At 61.5% G+C, this 16,785-nt stretch carries 16 protein-coding genes and 1 pseudogene; 15 read left to right on the plus strand and 2 right to left on the minus strand.

What is annotated here, in order from left to right; genetic code table 11:
• The first annotated feature begins 67 nt into the window (after window positions 1–67).
• From ACRQFC_RS02285 to ACRQFC_RS02330, 10 genes are all read left to right on the plus strand, one after another.
• The gene (locus ACRQFC_RS02285; protein ID WP_284896389.1) at window positions 68–1,411 is read left to right on the plus strand and encodes a replication-associated recombination protein A; all 1,344 of its coding nucleotides are present in this window, start codon (window positions 68–70) and stop codon (window positions 1,409–1,411) included.
• Between the two features lie 111 nt (window positions 1,412–1,522).
• Complete coding sequence (gene rpsD, locus ACRQFC_RS02290) at window positions 1,523–2,143, plus strand: 30S ribosomal protein S4 (protein ID WP_016442833.1); 621 nt, start codon at window positions 1,523–1,525, stop codon at window positions 2,141–2,143.
• Window positions 2,144–2,381: 238 nt separating this feature from the next.
• Window positions 2,382–5,063, plus strand: coding sequence for an alanine--tRNA ligase (alaS, locus tag ACRQFC_RS02295; protein ID WP_101594840.1), 2,682 nt, complete (start codon window positions 2,382–2,384; stop codon window positions 5,061–5,063).
• The gene (gene ruvX, locus ACRQFC_RS02300) at window positions 5,063–5,554 is read left to right on the plus strand and encodes a Holliday junction resolvase RuvX (RefSeq protein ID WP_087070825.1); all 492 of its coding nucleotides are present in this window, start codon (window positions 5,063–5,065) and stop codon (window positions 5,552–5,554) included. Before alaS ends, ruvX begins: the two co-directional genes overlap by 1 nt.
• Window positions 5,547–6,938: an endolytic transglycosylase MltG gene (mltG, locus tag ACRQFC_RS02305; protein WP_284896390.1), complete on the plus strand. Its 1,392-nt coding sequence runs from the start codon at window positions 5,547–5,549 to the stop codon at window positions 6,936–6,938. Before ruvX ends, mltG begins: the two co-directional genes overlap by 8 nt.
• A 156-nt stretch (window positions 6,939–7,094) precedes the next feature.
• The gene (locus ACRQFC_RS02310; RefSeq protein WP_284896391.1) at window positions 7,095–7,715 is read left to right on the plus strand and encodes a prepilin peptidase; all 621 of its coding nucleotides are present in this window, start codon (window positions 7,095–7,097) and stop codon (window positions 7,713–7,715) included.
• A gap of 130 nt (window positions 7,716–7,845) precedes the next feature.
• Window positions 7,846–9,057: a chorismate synthase gene (aroC, locus tag ACRQFC_RS02315; protein ID WP_284896392.1), complete on the plus strand. Its 1,212-nt coding sequence runs from the start codon at window positions 7,846–7,848 to the stop codon at window positions 9,055–9,057.
• Window positions 9,054–9,575: a shikimate kinase gene (locus tag ACRQFC_RS02320; RefSeq protein ID WP_101594822.1), complete on the plus strand. Its 522-nt coding sequence runs from the start codon at window positions 9,054–9,056 to the stop codon at window positions 9,573–9,575. The genes aroC and ACRQFC_RS02320 overlap by 4 nt, the downstream gene beginning before the upstream one ends.
• A gap of 47 nt (window positions 9,576–9,622) precedes the next feature.
• Window positions 9,623–10,186 carry an elongation factor P gene (gene efp / locus ACRQFC_RS02325; protein ID WP_016442826.1) on the plus strand — a complete coding sequence of 188 codons (564 nt, stop codon included), beginning with the start codon at window positions 9,623–9,625 and terminating at the stop codon, window positions 10,184–10,186.
• On the plus strand, window positions 10,186–10,869 hold the full coding sequence (locus ACRQFC_RS02330) for a transcription antitermination protein NusB (RefSeq protein ID WP_284896393.1): 684 nt from the start codon (window positions 10,186–10,188) through the stop codon (window positions 10,867–10,869). The genes efp and ACRQFC_RS02330 overlap by 1 nt, the downstream gene beginning before the upstream one ends.
• A gap of 631 nt (window positions 10,870–11,500) precedes the next feature.
• Here ACRQFC_RS02330 and ACRQFC_RS02335 read toward each other — a convergent pair.
• Both ACRQFC_RS02335 and ACRQFC_RS02340 read right to left on the minus strand, forming a co-directional pair.
• Window positions 11,501–12,094, minus strand: coding sequence for a hypothetical protein (locus ACRQFC_RS02335; protein WP_284896395.1), 594 nt, complete (start codon window positions 12,092–12,094; stop codon window positions 11,501–11,503).
• Between the two features lie 204 nt (window positions 12,095–12,298).
• Entirely contained in the window at window positions 12,299–12,676 is a 378-nt protein-coding gene (locus ACRQFC_RS02340; protein ID WP_087070820.1) for an RNA-binding S4 domain-containing protein, read from the minus strand.
• Between the two features lie 239 nt (window positions 12,677–12,915).
• Here ACRQFC_RS02340 and mihF point away from each other — a divergent pair, with 239 nt between their 5' ends.
• The 5 genes and pseudogenes from mihF to metK all read left to right on the plus strand — a co-directional run bounded on the left by mihF (window position 12,916) and on the right by metK (window position 16,765).
• Window positions 12,916–13,224 (plus strand): integration host factor, actinobacterial type, encoded by a 309-nt coding sequence (gene mihF / locus ACRQFC_RS02345; protein WP_016442823.1) that lies wholly within the window; start codon window positions 12,916–12,918, stop codon window positions 13,222–13,224.
• Between the two features lie 99 nt (window positions 13,225–13,323).
• Entirely contained in the window at window positions 13,324–13,893 is a 570-nt protein-coding gene (gene gmk / locus ACRQFC_RS02350; protein ID WP_035277244.1) for a guanylate kinase, read from the plus strand.
• A 66-nt stretch (window positions 13,894–13,959) separates the two neighbouring features.
• A pseudogene (gene rpoZ, locus ACRQFC_RS02355) lies at window positions 13,960–14,208 on the plus strand (DNA-directed RNA polymerase subunit omega); the annotation flags it as partial.
• Window positions 14,208–15,491 carry a bifunctional phosphopantothenoylcysteine decarboxylase/phosphopantothenate--cysteine ligase CoaBC gene (gene coaBC / locus ACRQFC_RS02360; protein WP_284896397.1) on the plus strand — a complete coding sequence of 428 codons (1,284 nt, stop codon included), beginning with the start codon at window positions 14,208–14,210 and terminating at the stop codon, window positions 15,489–15,491. The pseudogene rpoZ and the gene coaBC, both read left to right, overlap by 1 nt.
• A gap of 74 nt (window positions 15,492–15,565) precedes the next feature.
• Complete coding sequence (metK, locus tag ACRQFC_RS02365) at window positions 15,566–16,765, plus strand: methionine adenosyltransferase (protein ID WP_284896399.1); 1,200 nt, start codon at window positions 15,566–15,568, stop codon at window positions 16,763–16,765.
• Window positions 16,766–16,785 lie beyond the last annotated feature (20 nt).

Genomic DNA, 16,785 nt, shown 5'->3' on the forward strand with positions numbered 1-16,785 from the left:
ACCCGGTGCTCGTACCCGGCGCCCGCCCCACGCGTGCGCCTAAGCGCCGAGCTCGTAGACTGGGAGGGTGGATCTCTTCGAAAGTAGCCAAGTTGATGCCCGCGGGGTGCCTGATTCCGATACCGGCCCGCTGGCGGTGCGGATGCGCCCGCGCACGGCCGCCGAGGTGGTAGGTCAGGATGAGGTACTCGCCCGTGGTGCGCCCTTGCGCCGCCTCATTGACGCGGAGGCCGGGTCTGCGCCGTCGTCGGTATTTTTGTGGGGACCGCCCGGCGTGGGGAAAACAACTCTCGCGTACCTCATCGCCCGGTCCGGGCAGCGCGATTTTATTGAGCTCTCCGCGGTGAGTGCCGGGGTGAAAGACGTGCGGGCCGCGGTGGAGAGCGCCCGGCGCAAACTGGTGAGCAACGGCACCGAAACCGTGCTTTTTATTGACGAAGTGCACCGCTTCTCGAAAACACAGCAGGACGCGCTGCTACCGGCCGTGGAAAACGGGTGGGTGATCCTGGTGGCCGCGACCACCGAAAATCCGGCCTTTTCCGTGGTGGCGCCGCTGCTCTCGCGCTCGCTTCTCGTCACGCTACGCGGTTTGAACGACGACGATATCCGCGCCATCATCAATCGGGCCCTCACCAGTGAGCGCGGGCTGGGCGGGGCATATACCCTGGACGAGGATGCGGAATTTAACCTGGTGCGCCTGGCCGGGGCGGACGGGCGGCGCAGCCTGACCCTCCTGGAAGCCGCGGTGGACGGGGCGCGCGCCCGCGGGGAACACCGGGTGAGCGTGGAGGATGTGGCGCGGGCCGCCGATGGTGCCACCGTGCGCTACGACCGCGATGGCGATGAGCACTACCAGGTTATTTCCGCTTTTATCAAGTCGATCCGCGGCTCGGATGTGGATGCGGCCATGCACTATTTGGCGCGCATGTTGGAAGCGGGGGAGGACCCGCGGTTCATCGCGCGCCGCCTCATGATTTCCGCGGCTGAAGATGTGGGGATGGCCGATCCTTCCGCGCTGCAAACCGCCACCGCGGCAGCCCAGGCCGTGGCGCTGGTGGGGATGCCCGAAGCGCGGATTATCCTGGCGGAAGCCGTGGTTCACCTGGCCACCGCCCCGAAATCCAACCGGGCCTACCGCGCGATTAATGCCGCGATTGCCGATGTGCGGGCCGGGAAAAGCGCCCCGGTGCCCCTGGCGCTGCGCAATGCTTCTTTTAAGGGAGCTGCCGAACGCGGCTACGGGGAGGGCTACCGCTATGCCCACGATTACGAGGACGGTATCGCCCCCATGCAATTCATGCCGGAGGGCCTGGAAGGCACCCGGTATTACGAACCCACCACCCGCGGCTACGAGGCGAATATCACCCCGCGCCTGGCCCGTAACCGCGAGGTGCTCGGCCGGGAGAACTGATACACTAGTTCGGTTGCTTTGCGAGAAGTAACACCTGGGGTCTTAGCCGATTGTGTTGGCCCCGAACCGGCGCCGCTCGGCGCTGGAACGTACATCTACAGGAGATAATTCATGGCAGGAAATCGTTCTCGTAAGGCCGTGCGTCAGTCGCGCGCCCTGGGCATCGCCCTCACCCCGAAGGCTGAGCGCTATATGCAGCGCCGCCCCTACCGTCCCGGTGAGCACGGCCGCGGCCGCACCAAGGATTCCGACTACTCGGTCCGCCTTAAGGAAAAGCAGCGCCTGCGCGCCCAGTACGGCATCCGCGAAGCGCAGATGCGCCGCGTGTGGGAAGAAGCGCGCCGCCAGGATGGTCTGGCCGGTGAAAACCTCGTGGAGCTGCTGGAAATGCGCCTGGACGCCCTGGTGCTGCGCGCCGGCTTCGCGCGTACCATCGCCCAGGCTCGCCAGGTTGTGGGCCACTCCCACGTGATGGTGGACGGCAAGATCGTCAACCTCCCCTCCTACCGCGTGACCCCGGGCCAGGTTGTGCAGGTCAAGCCGAAGTCGCAGGCCTCCCCGCAGTTCCTCGTGGCCGCGCAGGGCGCGCACCGCGATGTGCTCCCCGCGGTTCCCGAATATCTTGATGTTGATCTGGAGAAGCTGAAGTTCACCCTGGTGCGCCGCCCGCGCCGCGTGGAAGTTCCGGTCCAGGCTGATGTCCAGATGATCGTTGAATACTACTCCCGCTAAATCGGTGGGACGTGAGGAAGGGTGCACCCGGAAAGGTGTGCCCTTTCTTTATTTCATAGCTTGGTAGCTATGTGACAGCGATGCCCGCCGCTGCTTGCAGTGCCGACGCAGGCAGCCGCGGCGTCGTCGTAAAAAAATATGCCACTCCCGCCCGCGCCTCGAAAATAGCGGGCGGGAGAGCCTGTACCATAGGTGCGTGGCCGGCTCGGCCACATAAGTCATAAGGAGACAAATACGTATGCGCACCGCTGAGATTCGCCGGCGCTGGCTGGATTACTTCGCGAAGCACGACCATCATATTGAGCCGTCCGTGCCCCTCGTGTCGCCCGATCCGTCCATTTTGTTCACGATTGCCGGCATGGTTCCCTTCATTCCTTATATCGTGGGAACCCAGCGAGCTCCGTGGCCGAGGGTAGCCTCGGTGCAGAAGTGCATTCGTACGAATGATATCGATAACGTGGGCAAAACCACGCGGCACGGTACTTTCTTCCAAATGTGCGGCAATTTTTCCTTCGGGGACTACTTCAAGGAAGGCGCTATTGACCTGGCCTTCGGGCTGCTGTGCGCGCCGCTGGACGAAGGCGGTTACGGCCTGGAAATCGAGCGGATGTGGGTGACCATCTGGGAAGAAGATGAGGTCTCCTTCAACAAGCTCGTTGAGGTGGGCGTGAACCCGGCCCATATCGTCAAGCTGACCCGGGAAGAGATTTTCTGGTCCACGGGCCAGCCCGGACCGGCCGGTCCCTGCGCGGAAATTCATTACGACCGCGGCCCCGAATACGGCCCGGATGCCGTGGGCGGAACCGTGGACCCGGGCGGGGATCGCTACCTGGAAGTGTGGAACCTCGTTTTCGACCAGTACCGGCGCGGGGAAGGCTCGGGCAGTGACTACCCGCTGCTCGGGGAGCTGGACCAAACCGCTATCGATACCGGCGCGGGCCTGGAACGTATCGCCTTCCTGCTCCAGGGCAAAAATAATATGTACGAAACCGATGAGGTCTGGCCGGTTATTGCCCGCACCCAGGAACTCACCGGGCGTACCTACGGCGCGAACGAAGAAGACGACGTCCGCATGCGCGTGATCGCCGACCATGTACGTTCGGCCATGATGCTTATTAATGACGGCGTGCGCCCGGGCAATGACGGACGCGGCTACGTGCTGCGCCGGCTCATGCGGCGGGCCATCCGCTCGGTTCGCCTGCTCGGGGTGGATGCCGCGGTCCTCGGGGACCTGGTGGAAACCTCGAAGAATGCCATGAAGGAGTCCTACCCCGATCTGGAGGAAAACTTCGGGCAGATTCACCAGGTGGCCGTGGAAGAAGAAGCCGCCTTCCGGCGCACCCTGGCCACCGGCGAACAGATTTTCGCGGCGGCCGTGGATAGCGCAAAGAGCGCGCCGCATACCGGCAAGGTGATTATTCCCGGCTCTGCGGCCTTCACTCTGCATGATACCTACGGATTCCCCATCGACCTCACCTTGGAAATGGCGGCCGAAAAGGGTGTGGACGTGGACGAAAAGGGCTTCCGGGCCCTCATGACCGAGCAGCGCGAACGCGCGCGGGCCGATGCCCAGGCGAAGAAAACCGGGCACGTGGACGCCCACGTGTACCATGAGATTCTCGATGCGCAGGGCGGGCCCACCTCCTTCCTCGGCTACTTCGAAAAGGCCGCGGAAGCGCGCGTGGTGGCCATCCTCGAAAACGGGGTGCCGGTGCCGGCGGTGAGCGCGCCCTCCGATGCCGATGTTATTTTGGACAAGACCCCCTTCTACGCCGAAATGGGCGGGCAGCTGGCCGATCACGGCACCATTAGCGTGGCCGGGGGCGGGATGTTCGACGTCGTTGACGTGCAGGCGCCCGTCAAGGGACTGCATGTGCACCGCGGCTCGCTGACCGAAGGGACCATCGCGGTGGGCGATATCGTGCACGCGCAAATCGATACCCTGCGCCGCCACCGGATCGCCCAGGCACATACCGCAACTCATATGATCCACAAGGTGCTCCACGAATTTATCGGGGAGCAGGCCACCCAGGCCGGTTCCGAGGATGCTCCCTCGCGGCTCCGTTTCGACTTCCGGCACGGTTCGCAAATCCCGGTGGATGTTATGACGCAGATCGAAGCGCGCGCCAATGAGCGCCTCCAGGACAACCTGGAAGTCACGTGGGCGGAATACCCGATTGAAGAAGCCAAGAAACTCGGGGCGCAAATGCTCTTCGGGGAGAAATACGGCGATATTGTGCGGGTGGTGTCCATTGATGATGCCTGGTCGCGGGAATTCTGCGCCGGCACCCACGTGGCGAATACCGGGGAAATCGGGATGATTACCGTGCTGGGTGAATCCTCCATCGGTTCCGGGGTGCGCCGAATTGACGCGCTGGTGGGTGAAAGCGCCTACGCGCAGGGGGCGCGCGAACGCGCCCTGGTTTCCCAGCTCACCGCGATGATGGGGGTGCGCCCGGAGGAACTACCCGAGCGTATCGACACCATGCTCGGCAAGCTCAAGGCGGCCGAAAAGCAAATCGCGGCGCTGCGCCAGAAGGATATTGTGGGGCAGGTAGACACGGTTATTTCCCAGGGCGTGCACCTGGGCAATCGCACCCTCTACCGCGCTCACCTGGGCGTGGTGGAAAGCGCGGATGACCTGCGGGTGCTCGCCACGGAAGTGCGCGGGCGGCTGGCGCCTTCCGATGATTTCATCGTGATTATTACCGGGATTAGCAATGAGCGGCCCCTCATCGTGGTGGCGGCGTCCGAAGCGGCGCGCAGTGCCGGAATGAAGGCCGGGGCGTTGGTCTCGCGCGCCGCGAAGATCCTGGGCGGGGGCGGCGGCGGTAAGCCGGACCTCGCGCAGGGTGGCGGTTCGGATGTGACCAAGCTGGATGAAGCCCTCGCGGTTCTGGAAGCGGAGCTGCGCGGCTAATGCGGCGAGGCGTACGGATCGGAGTGGATGTAGGGCGGGCACGCACCGGCGTGGCCAGTTGCGATAGCGACGGTATCCTCGCCACTCCGGTCGCCACGCTCCCGGCGAACGGCACGGACGTGAGTGAAGTTGCTCGCGAGGTGCGCGAGCGCGGCGCCATCGAAGTGATCGTGGGCTTGCCGCGCAATATGGACGGGAGCGAAGGCGCCTCCGCACGGTATTCGCGCAGGTGGGCGCGGCGTTTAGCCCGACGTATCGCCCCGGTGCCGGTGCGGTTATTCGACGAGCGCCTTTCCACCGTGGCCGCCCACGCCCAATTGCATGAGGCGGGGCGCAGCTCGCGGCGCCACCGCGCCGTTGTTGACCAGGTTGCCGCGACCGTTATTCTTAATAATGCGTTGGAAGCAGAGCGGCTCACCGGCGCACCTGCCGGCGAACTCGTGGCGGCGACAACCGAAGCGCAAAGCGAAGCGAAAGGCGATAATGAGTGACGTTTTTGACCGCTTGAGTGCGGACGACGCCGATACCCCGCGCCGTCGCCAATCGGGTGCGCGGGGGAGGTCTCACGGGGCTGGCTCGCAGCGAGGCGGCGAGTTACGCGGCGCGGCGTCGCGAGGAAGCGAGTTTCGGGGCGGCTCCCAGCGGGGCGCGACGCGCGGAAGTCATCCGCACGGGCGCGGCGCGCAGGGGCGGGAAAGCTCCGGGCGGGTGCCGGCCGGGCGTAGCTCATCGGGGCGAAATTCAGAAGGTCGCAATGCCGCGGAGGCGAGGCGCCGGGCCGCGGCGCGGCGCAATGAGCGGGCCCGCTTGCGTAGGCGTCGTCGTATCACCACCGGAATTATTACTGTTCTGCTGGTCACCGCGCTCACCGCGGCGGCTGTTATTTTCTTCCCGCGCCTGCTGCACAGCTCGGATACCGTGCGCGATTACAACGGAGAAGGAACCGGCCAGGTAGTGGTGCGGATTCCGGAAGGGGCCACCGGGCGGCAGATTGCCGCGGTGCTCGCCGAAAAAAATATTGTTGCCACCGAGGGCGCATTTATTGATGTCTTTTCCCGCGACCCGCGTTCCACGGGTATCCAGGCCGGGGCCTATACCCTGCGCGAGCAGATGTCCGCATCGGCCGCGCTATCCGCGCTGCTGGACCCGGCCAATGCCGCCACAATTAAGGTGACGATTCCCGAAGGCTTCACGAAATGGCAGGTGCGGGACCGGCTCGGTAACCTCATGGATATCGATGTTGGCGTGGTCGAAGATGCGATGAACGACGCCGCAGCTATCGGGCTGCCCGCGGAAGCCGGCGGGAATGTGGAAGGCTGGCTGGCGCCCGCCACCTATGATTTCGACCCGAATACCACGGTGACCGAGGCACTCCAGCAGATGGTGGAGGTCCAGGTGGGGCGCCTGGAAGCCAGCGGTGCGGAGCGGAGCCGGTGGCAGGCAGTGCTCACCACGGCGTCCATTGTGGAACGTGAAGGGCATCCGGCTGATTATCCGAAAGTTGCCCGGGTTATTGAGAACCGGCTGGGGGATAACGCCCCGGAGGTCGCTGGGCGGCTCCAGATGGATTCCACCGTGCTCTACGGGGTGGGTAAATCCGGCGGGGTGCCCACCCGGGCCGAATTGGATGCGGATAATCCCTATAACACCTACCGGGTGAAGGGCCTGCCGCCCACCGCTATCGGGGCACCCGGGGTGGAGGCCATTGAAGCGGCCGTCAATCCGGCCGAGGGCAATTGGCTCTACTTCACCACCGTCAATCTGGAAACCGGGGAAACAAAGTTCACGGCCGATTACGAGGAGCAGATGCGTTTCCAGGCCGAATTCCGCGAGTGGTACGCCGCGCACCCGGACGGAGAGAAGAAGGACCACTAGCGCACAGCCGCGTATAGGTACGACGGCGCAAGGGACTCTGGCACGTGCCCATTCGGCGGTGCCGGTACTTATCCCCAGGTTGCCCAAATGGCGGTGCTATCCACAGGGCGCAAACGGGTACTGGCTGAGGCGCTGGGGCATCCGTAACCTGAGCGCATGACCTTCTTTTCCCGCGAGCGCATCCTGCGCGGCACCCTCAGCCCACCGGTAGCGGTCGTGCTTCTGGTGGGCCTGAGCCTGTGCTGGGCGGGGCTGGGGTGCTCGCGCGCGGTAGGGGCGCTTGGCAGTGGGCGCCCGGTTAGTGCAGCTGGCGCTGCTGGCGCGCTCCTGGGGGCCGGAGCACTTTTAGGCGCCGGTACGCTTGCGCTCCTCTGCGAAGCCATCTGCGGGGCATTCTTGGCGCTTGCCGCGGTAGTGGACGCGCGGGTACAGCTCCTTCCTGATCCGCTGCTGGCCGCGGCCGGGGGAGCCGCACTCACCGGGATCGCGCTGCGCGGGCAGTGGGAGGATATCGCTATCGGAGCAGTGGCCGGCCTGGGCGGCTACGTGGCGCATTGCCTTGCCCACCTCGGCTGGGGTGATGTCAAAATGCTCATCGTGCTGGGGTGGTGGACGGGCCCGCAGCTCGGGCTTGCCTTGCTTCTCAGTATTGTGGGCGCGGGTATCTTCGCCGCGGTGCGGGTGCTGAGCGCCCATCTCACTCTGGCTGATGCGGTACCGCTCGGGCCGTGGCTCATGGGCGGTGGCGCCCTCGCCTGGCTGGCCGGGCTAGGATAGGTAGGCGCCCGCATCCCGGTAGCACCGGGCAGCGGCGGGCGGAACGGAACCGCTTACTCATCTGGCACCAGCACGGGTGGCCAGAATGGGTAGCGGGACCTATGAACATAGGAACGGGGAAGGACGGCGCATGATTCGGTGGTCAACAGCGGGGGAATCCCACGGAGCAGCCCTCGTGGCACTTATCGAGGGGATCCCGGCGGGCCTGAGCCTGAGCTCGGATATCATTCGCGATCAATTGGCCCGCCGCCGGCTCGGCTACGGTCGCGGTGCCCGCCAGAAATTCGAACAGGATAAGCTGCACGTTCTTACCGGATTGCGGCACGGAGCCACCCTCGGTTCACCCATCGCCCTCGTTATTGAGAATTCCGAATGGCCCAAATGGGAAGCGGTCATGTCCGTTGATCCGGTCCCACCCGAAGCCCTGTTGCGTAATGCCGGGCGGGGAGATAGCCAAGAACTTGCCCGCAATAAGCGCCTCACCGCGCCCCGGCCCGGGCACGCCGATCTCACCGGTATGAATAAATACGATCACAGTGATGCTCGGAATGTCCTCGAGCGTGCCTCGGCCCGGGAGACCGCGGCCCGGGTGGCTCTGGGTGCCATCGCCCGCGAGTACGCGAACCAAAGCGCTGGAATCACCATTCTTTCCCGGGTGGTAGCCCTCGGCGGAGTGCGTGATACCTCGGATACCGTTCCGGGGCCGGGCGATGCCGCGGCTCTCGATGCTTCGCCGGTGCGCTGCCTGGATGAGGCCACGGCGCAGGCCATGATGGATGAAGTTGATCGGGCGAAAAGCGCGGGGGATACCCTGGGCGGCGTCGTCGAAGTTCTTGCCTACGGCGTGCCGCAAGGTTTGGGCAGTTACGCAACCCCCTATGGGCGTCTCGACGCGGAACTGGCCCGCGCCATGATGTCGATCCAAGCCGTTAAAGGAGTGGAAATTGGGGACGGATTCGCCACCGCCGGCAGGCCCGGCAGCCAGGCCCATGATGAGATTGTCCGCACGGAAGACGGCGTGCATCGCCTAACCAACCGGGCGGGTGGCATCGAAGGCGGCATGTCCAATGGGGAAACGATCCGGGTACGGGTTGCTTTCAAGCCGATTTCTACCGTCCCGCGGGCCCTGCGCACGATTGATACGGAAACCGGGGAAGCCACCACCGCGCTGCACCAGCGCAGCGATGCAAGCGCCGTGGTCCCCGGGGCGGTTATCTGCGAAGCGATGATGGCCTTGGTGCTCGCGGAAGCAATCCAGAACAAATTCGGTGGGGATACCCTCGGTGATACCCAAGCGGCGGTGCGCGCCTACCTGAACCGCATCCCGGAAGAACGCCGATGAGCGTGCGGGCAGTGCTGGTCGGGATGCCGGGAGTGGGCAAATCGACCGTGGGAAAGCTGCTGGCCAAGGATCTTGAGCTTCCCTTCGCGGATTCGGATGCTCTTATCGTCAGCGAAACCGGGCAGAGCATCCCCGAGATTTTCCAGACGGTAGGCGAAGAGGGATTCCGGCGGCTGGAAGCCGATATTATCGCGCGGACCCTCGCGGATTTTGACGGTGTGCTTTCCCTGGGGGGAGGCGCTATTTTGAGTGAGGCCACCCGCCGGGCCCTGCGCGGCTATCCCGTAGTTCTTATCGAAGCGCGGATGGATATTTTGGTGCGGCGCATTACCGGATCACGCACCCGCCGCCCGCTCCTTGAGGATAATCCGGCGGCGCGGCTGCGCGAACTCGACCGGGAGCGCACACCGCTCTACCGCGATGTGGCAAGTGTGACGGTAACTTCCGACGGGGGTTCCCCGCATCGAGTGGTACGCCGGATCCGCGCGGCCCTGGAGGCGTGTGCGTCGCAAAGATGAAACTCCCCGTGTAAACTTGGGGAGGACTATTTCTGAAAGGATACCTTGTGGCAACAACCAATGATTTGAAGAATGGCATGGTCCTGGTATTCGACAACCAGCTGTGGCAGGTTGTTGAGTTCCAGCACGTCAAGCCGGGCAAGGGCCCCGCTTTCGTGCGGACCAAGCTGAAGAATGTCCTCTCCGGCAAGACTGTGGATCGCACCCTCAACGCGGGCATTAAGGTCGAAACCGCCACCGTGGACCGCCGCGATATGCAGTACCTCTACCATGACGGCACTGATTTCATCTTCATGGATGAGGATACCTACGAACAGGTTCCCGTCACCGCTGAAGTCATGGGCAATCTCGCGAACTTCCTGCTGGAAAACCAGAAGGCCATCGTGGCTTTCCACGAAGGTAATGTGCTCTTCGTGGAACTGCCCGCTTCGGTGATCCTCGAAGTGACGGAAACCGAACCGGGTCTCCAGGGCGACCGCTCGAATGCGGGCACCAAGCCGGCTACGGTGCAGACCGGGTACGAACTCCAGGTGCCGCTCTTCCTCAATATTGGGGACAAGATTAAGGTTGATACGCGCACCGGTGAATACATTTCCCGGGCGAACGACTAATGGCTAAACAGAAGAAACGCCGGTCCACGGGCCGCTCCACCCAGCGCCACCGCGCCCTGGATGTGCTTTTCGAAGCTGATGAAAAGAACATCACCTCGGAAGCGGGTATCCTCGACCTCCTTGCCGAACGCCAGCGTGTCTCCACGGCCCAGGTTCCCATCGGGGAATTCGGCTCGCAGATCGTGACCGCTTACGCGCAGCAAATCTCGCAGGTGGATACCCTCATTGAGGCATCCTCGGAGGATTGGGCCCTTGACCGCATGAACGCGGTGGATCGCAGTGCTTTGCGCGGGGCGGTTGCCGAACTCATGTACCTGGGGACTTTCCGCGGTGCCGTTATCGTGGAGTGGACCAACCTGGTGCGCGAATTCTCCACGGACCGCTCAGTCGGTTTCGTGATGGGCGTGCTCAACAAGGCTGCCGACATCCGCGAACGTGAGGAAAGCGGCAGCACACCTATTCTTCAGAACGACGACGCCGCTAGCGCGGTGGAATCTGGCGAAGAAAGCGAGCTTTCGGAATCCGACGAGGCGGGCCTCATTGATGCTATCCGCACCGGCCAGTTGGATACTCTCGAAGCCTCCGATGCCGGTCTGGCGGTATCCGCAGCTAATTCGCCGACTCAGGTGCCTGAGGACAGCCGGGGAGAGTCAACGCTTGCTACCGATGAACCTCACGCCTAGCGCAACGTCATGCTTCGCTGACCACTGAGAAAGCACCGGGTTATTGTGAAGAGAAAATCTCACCCGTAACACCGTGCAAATAATGGCGGGTTTCCACAGCATACTTGTGGAAACCCGCCATTATTGCGCTTGTTATGGTCTAGACGACGCTTGTACGGTCTAGGCGATGAGAGACGATCACTTTATCCGCTCGATGAAGAGCTAGGTTTCCATCCCTCACCAGATAGTATGCGTGGCCCGACATCGGTGCTAACGCTATCGAGAGCCATGAGTTCAAGAAGTTCTTGTTCACGGTGCCTAGATAACAAACTGGACCTGATAAGCAAGAGGATGAAAGCAATAATCGCAGTGATGAGCGCTGTCATCAGATACCATAGGCCCGTAACGAGACTACGGATTGTGGTGATCGTTATTGGAGGTTCGAAATTTTCAAAGTTGGTGTCTATCCGTGCGAGATAAACATTGTTCCAACACCCGGCCACAAAAGCGAAACTGAAGAGAAGCAGCGCGATGGCGCCTATTGTTAGTGCGGTGGTAGTTCTGGTTTTCATAGTGATCTCTTTCTTCCTTACGAAATGATCCTCTCGCTCTCGTCGATTCGTTCTAGGTTCAATACGAGTGTTGTACTTCGTTAGGGGTTGATTCGATGACACTGTTCGCCGACGAAGACCCCGTCTTTTTCAAAGCGGGCACACATCCATCCAGGTTCAGCTGTGAAATTCTTGACTGGATGGTAGATGGTTTGTGTTTTAACTGAGGCGCAACCATTGATGACTATGTTTGAGGAATTTGTGTATATTTTACTGTTTTGGGAATCTCTGTTCTGGAAGTAGATTCTGTAGTTACATATTTGTCCGGGGATTCCTGCAACCCAAGCGTATTCCGACTCTACTAATGTTCCACGCCCTTCAATTTCGTGGTGTAGGAGCATTGCAGGGATCGGAATTTTCGCTCCGTGGATATTAAGTTCAAAACCGCCAATCTGTTGTGCACCAGATGCGCTTCGGAGGGCGGTGCTAGAAACGGGGTAACGCGGGTCTCCAGGTAGTGGAACAAAATTCTGTTTTGATGGGTCGTCGTGCTGTGTGAGTGTGTAGCTAACAGCATCCGACTGAACATCACTTTCAGTTCCTTGCGAAGGTATGCTGAAAGTCACTGTCAAACCGAGGATTCCAGTAGCGATAATCACTGCTGCGGCGCGGATGAATGGTGGTGGCGTGAACATATAACAGCTCCTTTAGAACGTCGTTGTTGCAAATACAAAGTAGGAAGTGGCCTACCTCATATTGAACTATAGTGCTAAAGTCCTTGAAATGGAATGTCGCATTCATTTAATTAGGTGGCTATGTCTGGAAGGGGAAGCTCGAACCTGAGTGAGGGGCTGGTTTAGGAGTCGGGGGTGAACGCGCACGGAAAGTTGAATCATTGCTCACCGGCGGCCGTAATTGGAATTGCGGCCGAAAAGGCGGTCGAGTTCGCGCCGTTCTTTCTTCGTCGGCCGGCCGCTGCCAGGATCGCGCCTCATCACCGGCAGATAAACTTTTTCCCGCACCGGGGTGAGATCCTCGTAGTTTTCCCGAGCCAGCGGGGCGCTCGTGCGCTTGGTAATAATTCCGGTAACTTTGAGGATCCGATCAAAGCCTTCCACCCGGTAGCGCACCACATCACCAACACGGACTTTCGCGGCGGGCTTGACCGGTTCATCGTTGATGCGCACGTGGCCAGCCTTGCATTCGGAGGTGGCGAGCGAGCGAGTTTTGCACTGGCGCACACTCCATAGCCACACGTCAATCCGGGTAGTTTCCATGGCTGTAGCCTACCCGGACGCCGCTACCGGTCGCGAACTTCGTCACAAGCCGCGGCGCTGACCTGCCGCGATGGTTTTATAAAAAAACAAGGGCGTGGCTTCTTATATTATTTAGCGCTATTTCGCTCTACGCTACTAACAAGACGAAGAAGTTTCGTAGCGTCAGCGTCGCCGTGACTGATGTTGACGGAATTGTTATGAGCACCAGGGTATATCTGATGCGCTAGAAAGGGGACACTGTGGAGGTACCACCACTTACTCCGGAGCAGCGTCTCGCCGCTTTGGATAAGGCCGCCGAAACACGGCGGCGCCGCGCGGAACTTTTGCAGCAACTGAAATCCGGACAGCTGCACCTTTCGGAGGTTTTGGCTCAGCGTGATGACCCCGTCATCGCGCGCACCCGCGCCAGCGTGCTGCTGCGGGCACTTCCCGGTATCGGTGAAGCCAAGGCTGCGCGGGCCATGGCCGATATTGGGATCGCTCCTTCTCGGCGGGTGCGCGGGCTGGGTGTGCATCAAACTGCGGCTCTTATCGCGCTTTTCGGTTAAAGGCTGAGCCGGGGCAGGACTCAACTACTCCCGGCGGCCGACCGGCACGGAACTTCGCGAGCGAAAATTGTGTCGTAGGGCTGTGGCACAATAAATGTCATGACACCTGAGGATCATCGCCGTATTTGCGTGCTTGCCGGCCCTTCCGGGGTAGGGAAGGGGACCGTGGTTGCGCAGCTCCTTGAGCGGGAGCCGCGCATCTGGCTTTCCATTTCTGCAACCACGCGCGCGCCTCGCCCGGGGGAACGCGAAGGGGAATCCTACTTCTTCGTGGATGATGAACACTTCGATCACCTCGTGGAAAGCGGGGAGATGCTCGAATGGGCTGTTGTTCACGGGAAGCACCGTTACGGAACCCCGCGCCAACCCGTGCTGGAAGCATACGCAGCGGGCAAAATTCCGCTTCTTGAAATAGATCTGGCAGGGGCGCGCCAGGTTCGCCAGTCGCTGCCCGAAGCTTTCCAGATCTTTCTAGCCCCGCCGTCGTTCCAAGAACTTGAGGCGCGGCTGCGGGGGCGCGGTACAGAAACTGAGGAGGCCATCGAACGCCGCCTGGAAACCGCCCGTGGTGAATTAGCTGCGCAGGGGGAGTTTGACGCCGTCGTCGTTAATGACACCGTGGCACGTGCCACCGGCGAAATCCTCGACCTCATCGCCCCCACGCGTTAGAATAAAAGGCCGAAGCTTCACGGTGGTGCCCGTACGCGGTGCCACGTTTATCCAGAAGGGAACTACATGTTCGGAACTGTTCCGGAACCCGAAGGTATTACCAACCCGCCCATCGATGATCTTCTCGCAAAGATTGACTCGAAGTATGCGCTGTGCGTGCTTTCAGCGGATCGTGCGCGTCAGATCAACTCCTACAAGCAGGAAATGGCGCGCGGGGACGGCAATATCGAGCATTACGGTGCGCTTGTCTCGGCGGAACCGGAAGAAAAGCCCCTGTCCATCGCGCTGCGTGAAATCGCCGAGGACAAGCTCGAATGGCAGCTGGACGAAAAGTAGAGCACGCGCCGCGCGTCGTTATCGGCGTGACCGGAGGTATCGCCGCCTATAAAGCGGCCTACCTCGTCCGGCTTTTTGTGAAAGCCGGTGCGGATGTGCATGTTATTCCCACCCCGGCCGCCCTGGAGATGGTCGGGGCCACCACGTGGGAAGCCCTCACCCACCATCCCGTTCTGGTGCGCACCAGCGAACACGCTGATGAAGTTGCGCATGTTCGGCTCGGAAAAGAAGCCGATCTCATTGTGATTGCCCCGGCAACTGCGAATACCATCGCGAAAGCCCGGGCAGGCATAGCTGATAACCTCCTTCTCAACACTTTGCTGGTGGCGCAATGCCCGGTGGTCATGGCACCGGCGATGCATACCCAAATGTGGGAACATCCGGCCACCCAAGAAAATATTGCGGTGCTGCAGGCGCGCGGGGTGCATATTATTCCACCCGCCACCGGGCAACTCACCGGGGCAGATTCCGGGCCCGGCCGGCTGCCCGAACCGGAAGAGATCTTCGCGCACGCCTGGACGATCCTCACCGGCGAAAACCCGGAAACGCGCGCCATGCAGGATAGTGCGGAACGTACGTCGCTGCGCGGACGGCATATCCTCGTTACCGCGGGCGGTACTCATGAGGCTCTGGACCCGGTCCGTTTTATCGGCAATCGTTCCTCGGGGCGCTTCGGCCTGGAAATTGCGCGCGCCTTGCTGGAACGCGGCGCGCAAGTCACCGTACTAGCGGCCCATGTGAGCCGCGATATTACCGCACTTGCTCCGGGAGCTGAGATTGTTCCGGTCAGTTCGGCACGCGATCTTCACGAAGCGGTTCTGGCGCGGGTGAAGGATGTGGATGGCGTGGTCATGAGCGCCGCGGTGGCCGATTTCCGCCCGGCCGAAACCGCCGCGAGCAAACAGAAAAAAGACGGCAGCGGGAAACGCGTCGTCGAACTGGTGGAAAATCCCGATATTTTGGCTGATATTTCCCATAAGCGGCGCAGGGCCGGCCAGCTCATTGTGGGTTTCGCGGCGGAAACCGGGGATGCGGGCGGAACCGTCTTGGATTATGGACGCGAAAAAGCGCGGCGCAAAGGCGCTGATTTACTTGTCATCAATCGGGTGGGGGAGAAAGCCGGATTCGGCGAGGTACCTACCGAGATCACCGTGGTCACTCCAGCAGGTGAGATCATCGCGAGCGGAGCGGGCACCAAAGCCCAGATGGCTGTTATTATTGCGGGCCTTATAGCCGATCATTTCACCACCGAGCGCGTATAGAATAAGGCTTGCCTTACCTGCCAGCTGCTGGTGACTAATACTGACGAAATAGTTTGAAATAGCGAGGGGATACGATGCATTACCGGCAACCGTTCACGTCCGAATCGGTCACGGAAGGACACCCCGACAAGGTGTGTGACCTCATCTCCGATTCCATTCTTGACGCGCTGCTCGCGTCGGATGAGAATTCGCGCGTCGCCGTGGAAACCATGGTGACCACGGGATTGGTGCACGTGGCCGGTGAAGTGACCACGGATGCCTACGCGGATATCGCTCATATTATCCGCAATGTGGTGACCGGGATCGGGTACAACTCCTCGCAGGTCGGCTTTGACGGCAACTCCTGCGGCGTGACGATTTCCATCGATGAGCAAAGCCCGGATATTGCGGCCGGTGTGAATACTTCCCTGGAACGGCGCGAAAGCCAGGAAGCTGAATACGATCATTTCGACCTGCAGGGCGCCGGGGATCAGGGCCTCATGTTCGGGTACGCCTGCAATGAAACCAAAACGCTTATGCCCGCGCCCATTCTGCTCGCCCATCGCTTTGCCGAACGCCTGGCGCTGGTGCGGCGCGGAGGCGTGGTTCCCGGGCTGCGCCCCGACGGGAAAACGCAGGTCACCATTGACTACGAAGGTGCGCGGCCCGTGGCCCTCAATACCGTGGTCATCTCCAGCCAGCACGATGAAAATGTGCAGCGTGACTGGCTCACGGAAACCCTGCGCGACCACGTGGTGACGCCCGTTCTCGAAGAAGAAAATATCGACATCGATACCGATAAATTTGCGCTTCTCGTTAACCCCTCCGGGCGTTTCGTGGTGGGAGGACCGATGGGCGACGCCGGAGTGACCGGCCGGAAGATCATCGTGGACACCTACGGCGGGATGGCCCGGCACGGCGGTGGGGCTTTCTCCGGAAAAGACGCCTCCAAAGTGGATCGCAGCGCGGCCTACGCGGCGCGCTGGGCGGCCAAGAATGTGGTTGCCGCCGGGCTCGCTTCCCGGTGCGAACTCCAGCTCGCCTACGCTATTGGGCGCGCCCACCCGGTATCCGTGCGCCTGGATACCTTCGGCACGGAAACAGAAGAACTAGGTCGCATCGAAAACGCGGTTCAGAAAGTCTTCGATTTCCGCCCCGCGGCGATTATCGAGGCCCTGGAACTCAAGCGCCCCATCTTCGCAAAGACGGCTTCCTACGGTCATTTCGGGCGGGAACTTCCCGAATTCACCTGGGAGAAAACGGATCGGGTTGAAGAACTCCTCCGCGCTATCTAGGGATGCGTGAGGTAGGGCTA

The sequence above is a fragment of the Actinotignum inguinis genome (assembly GCF_051265835.1).
GTDB classification, from domain to species: domain Bacteria; phylum Actinomycetota; class Actinomycetes; order Actinomycetales; family Actinomycetaceae; genus Actinotignum; species Actinotignum timonense.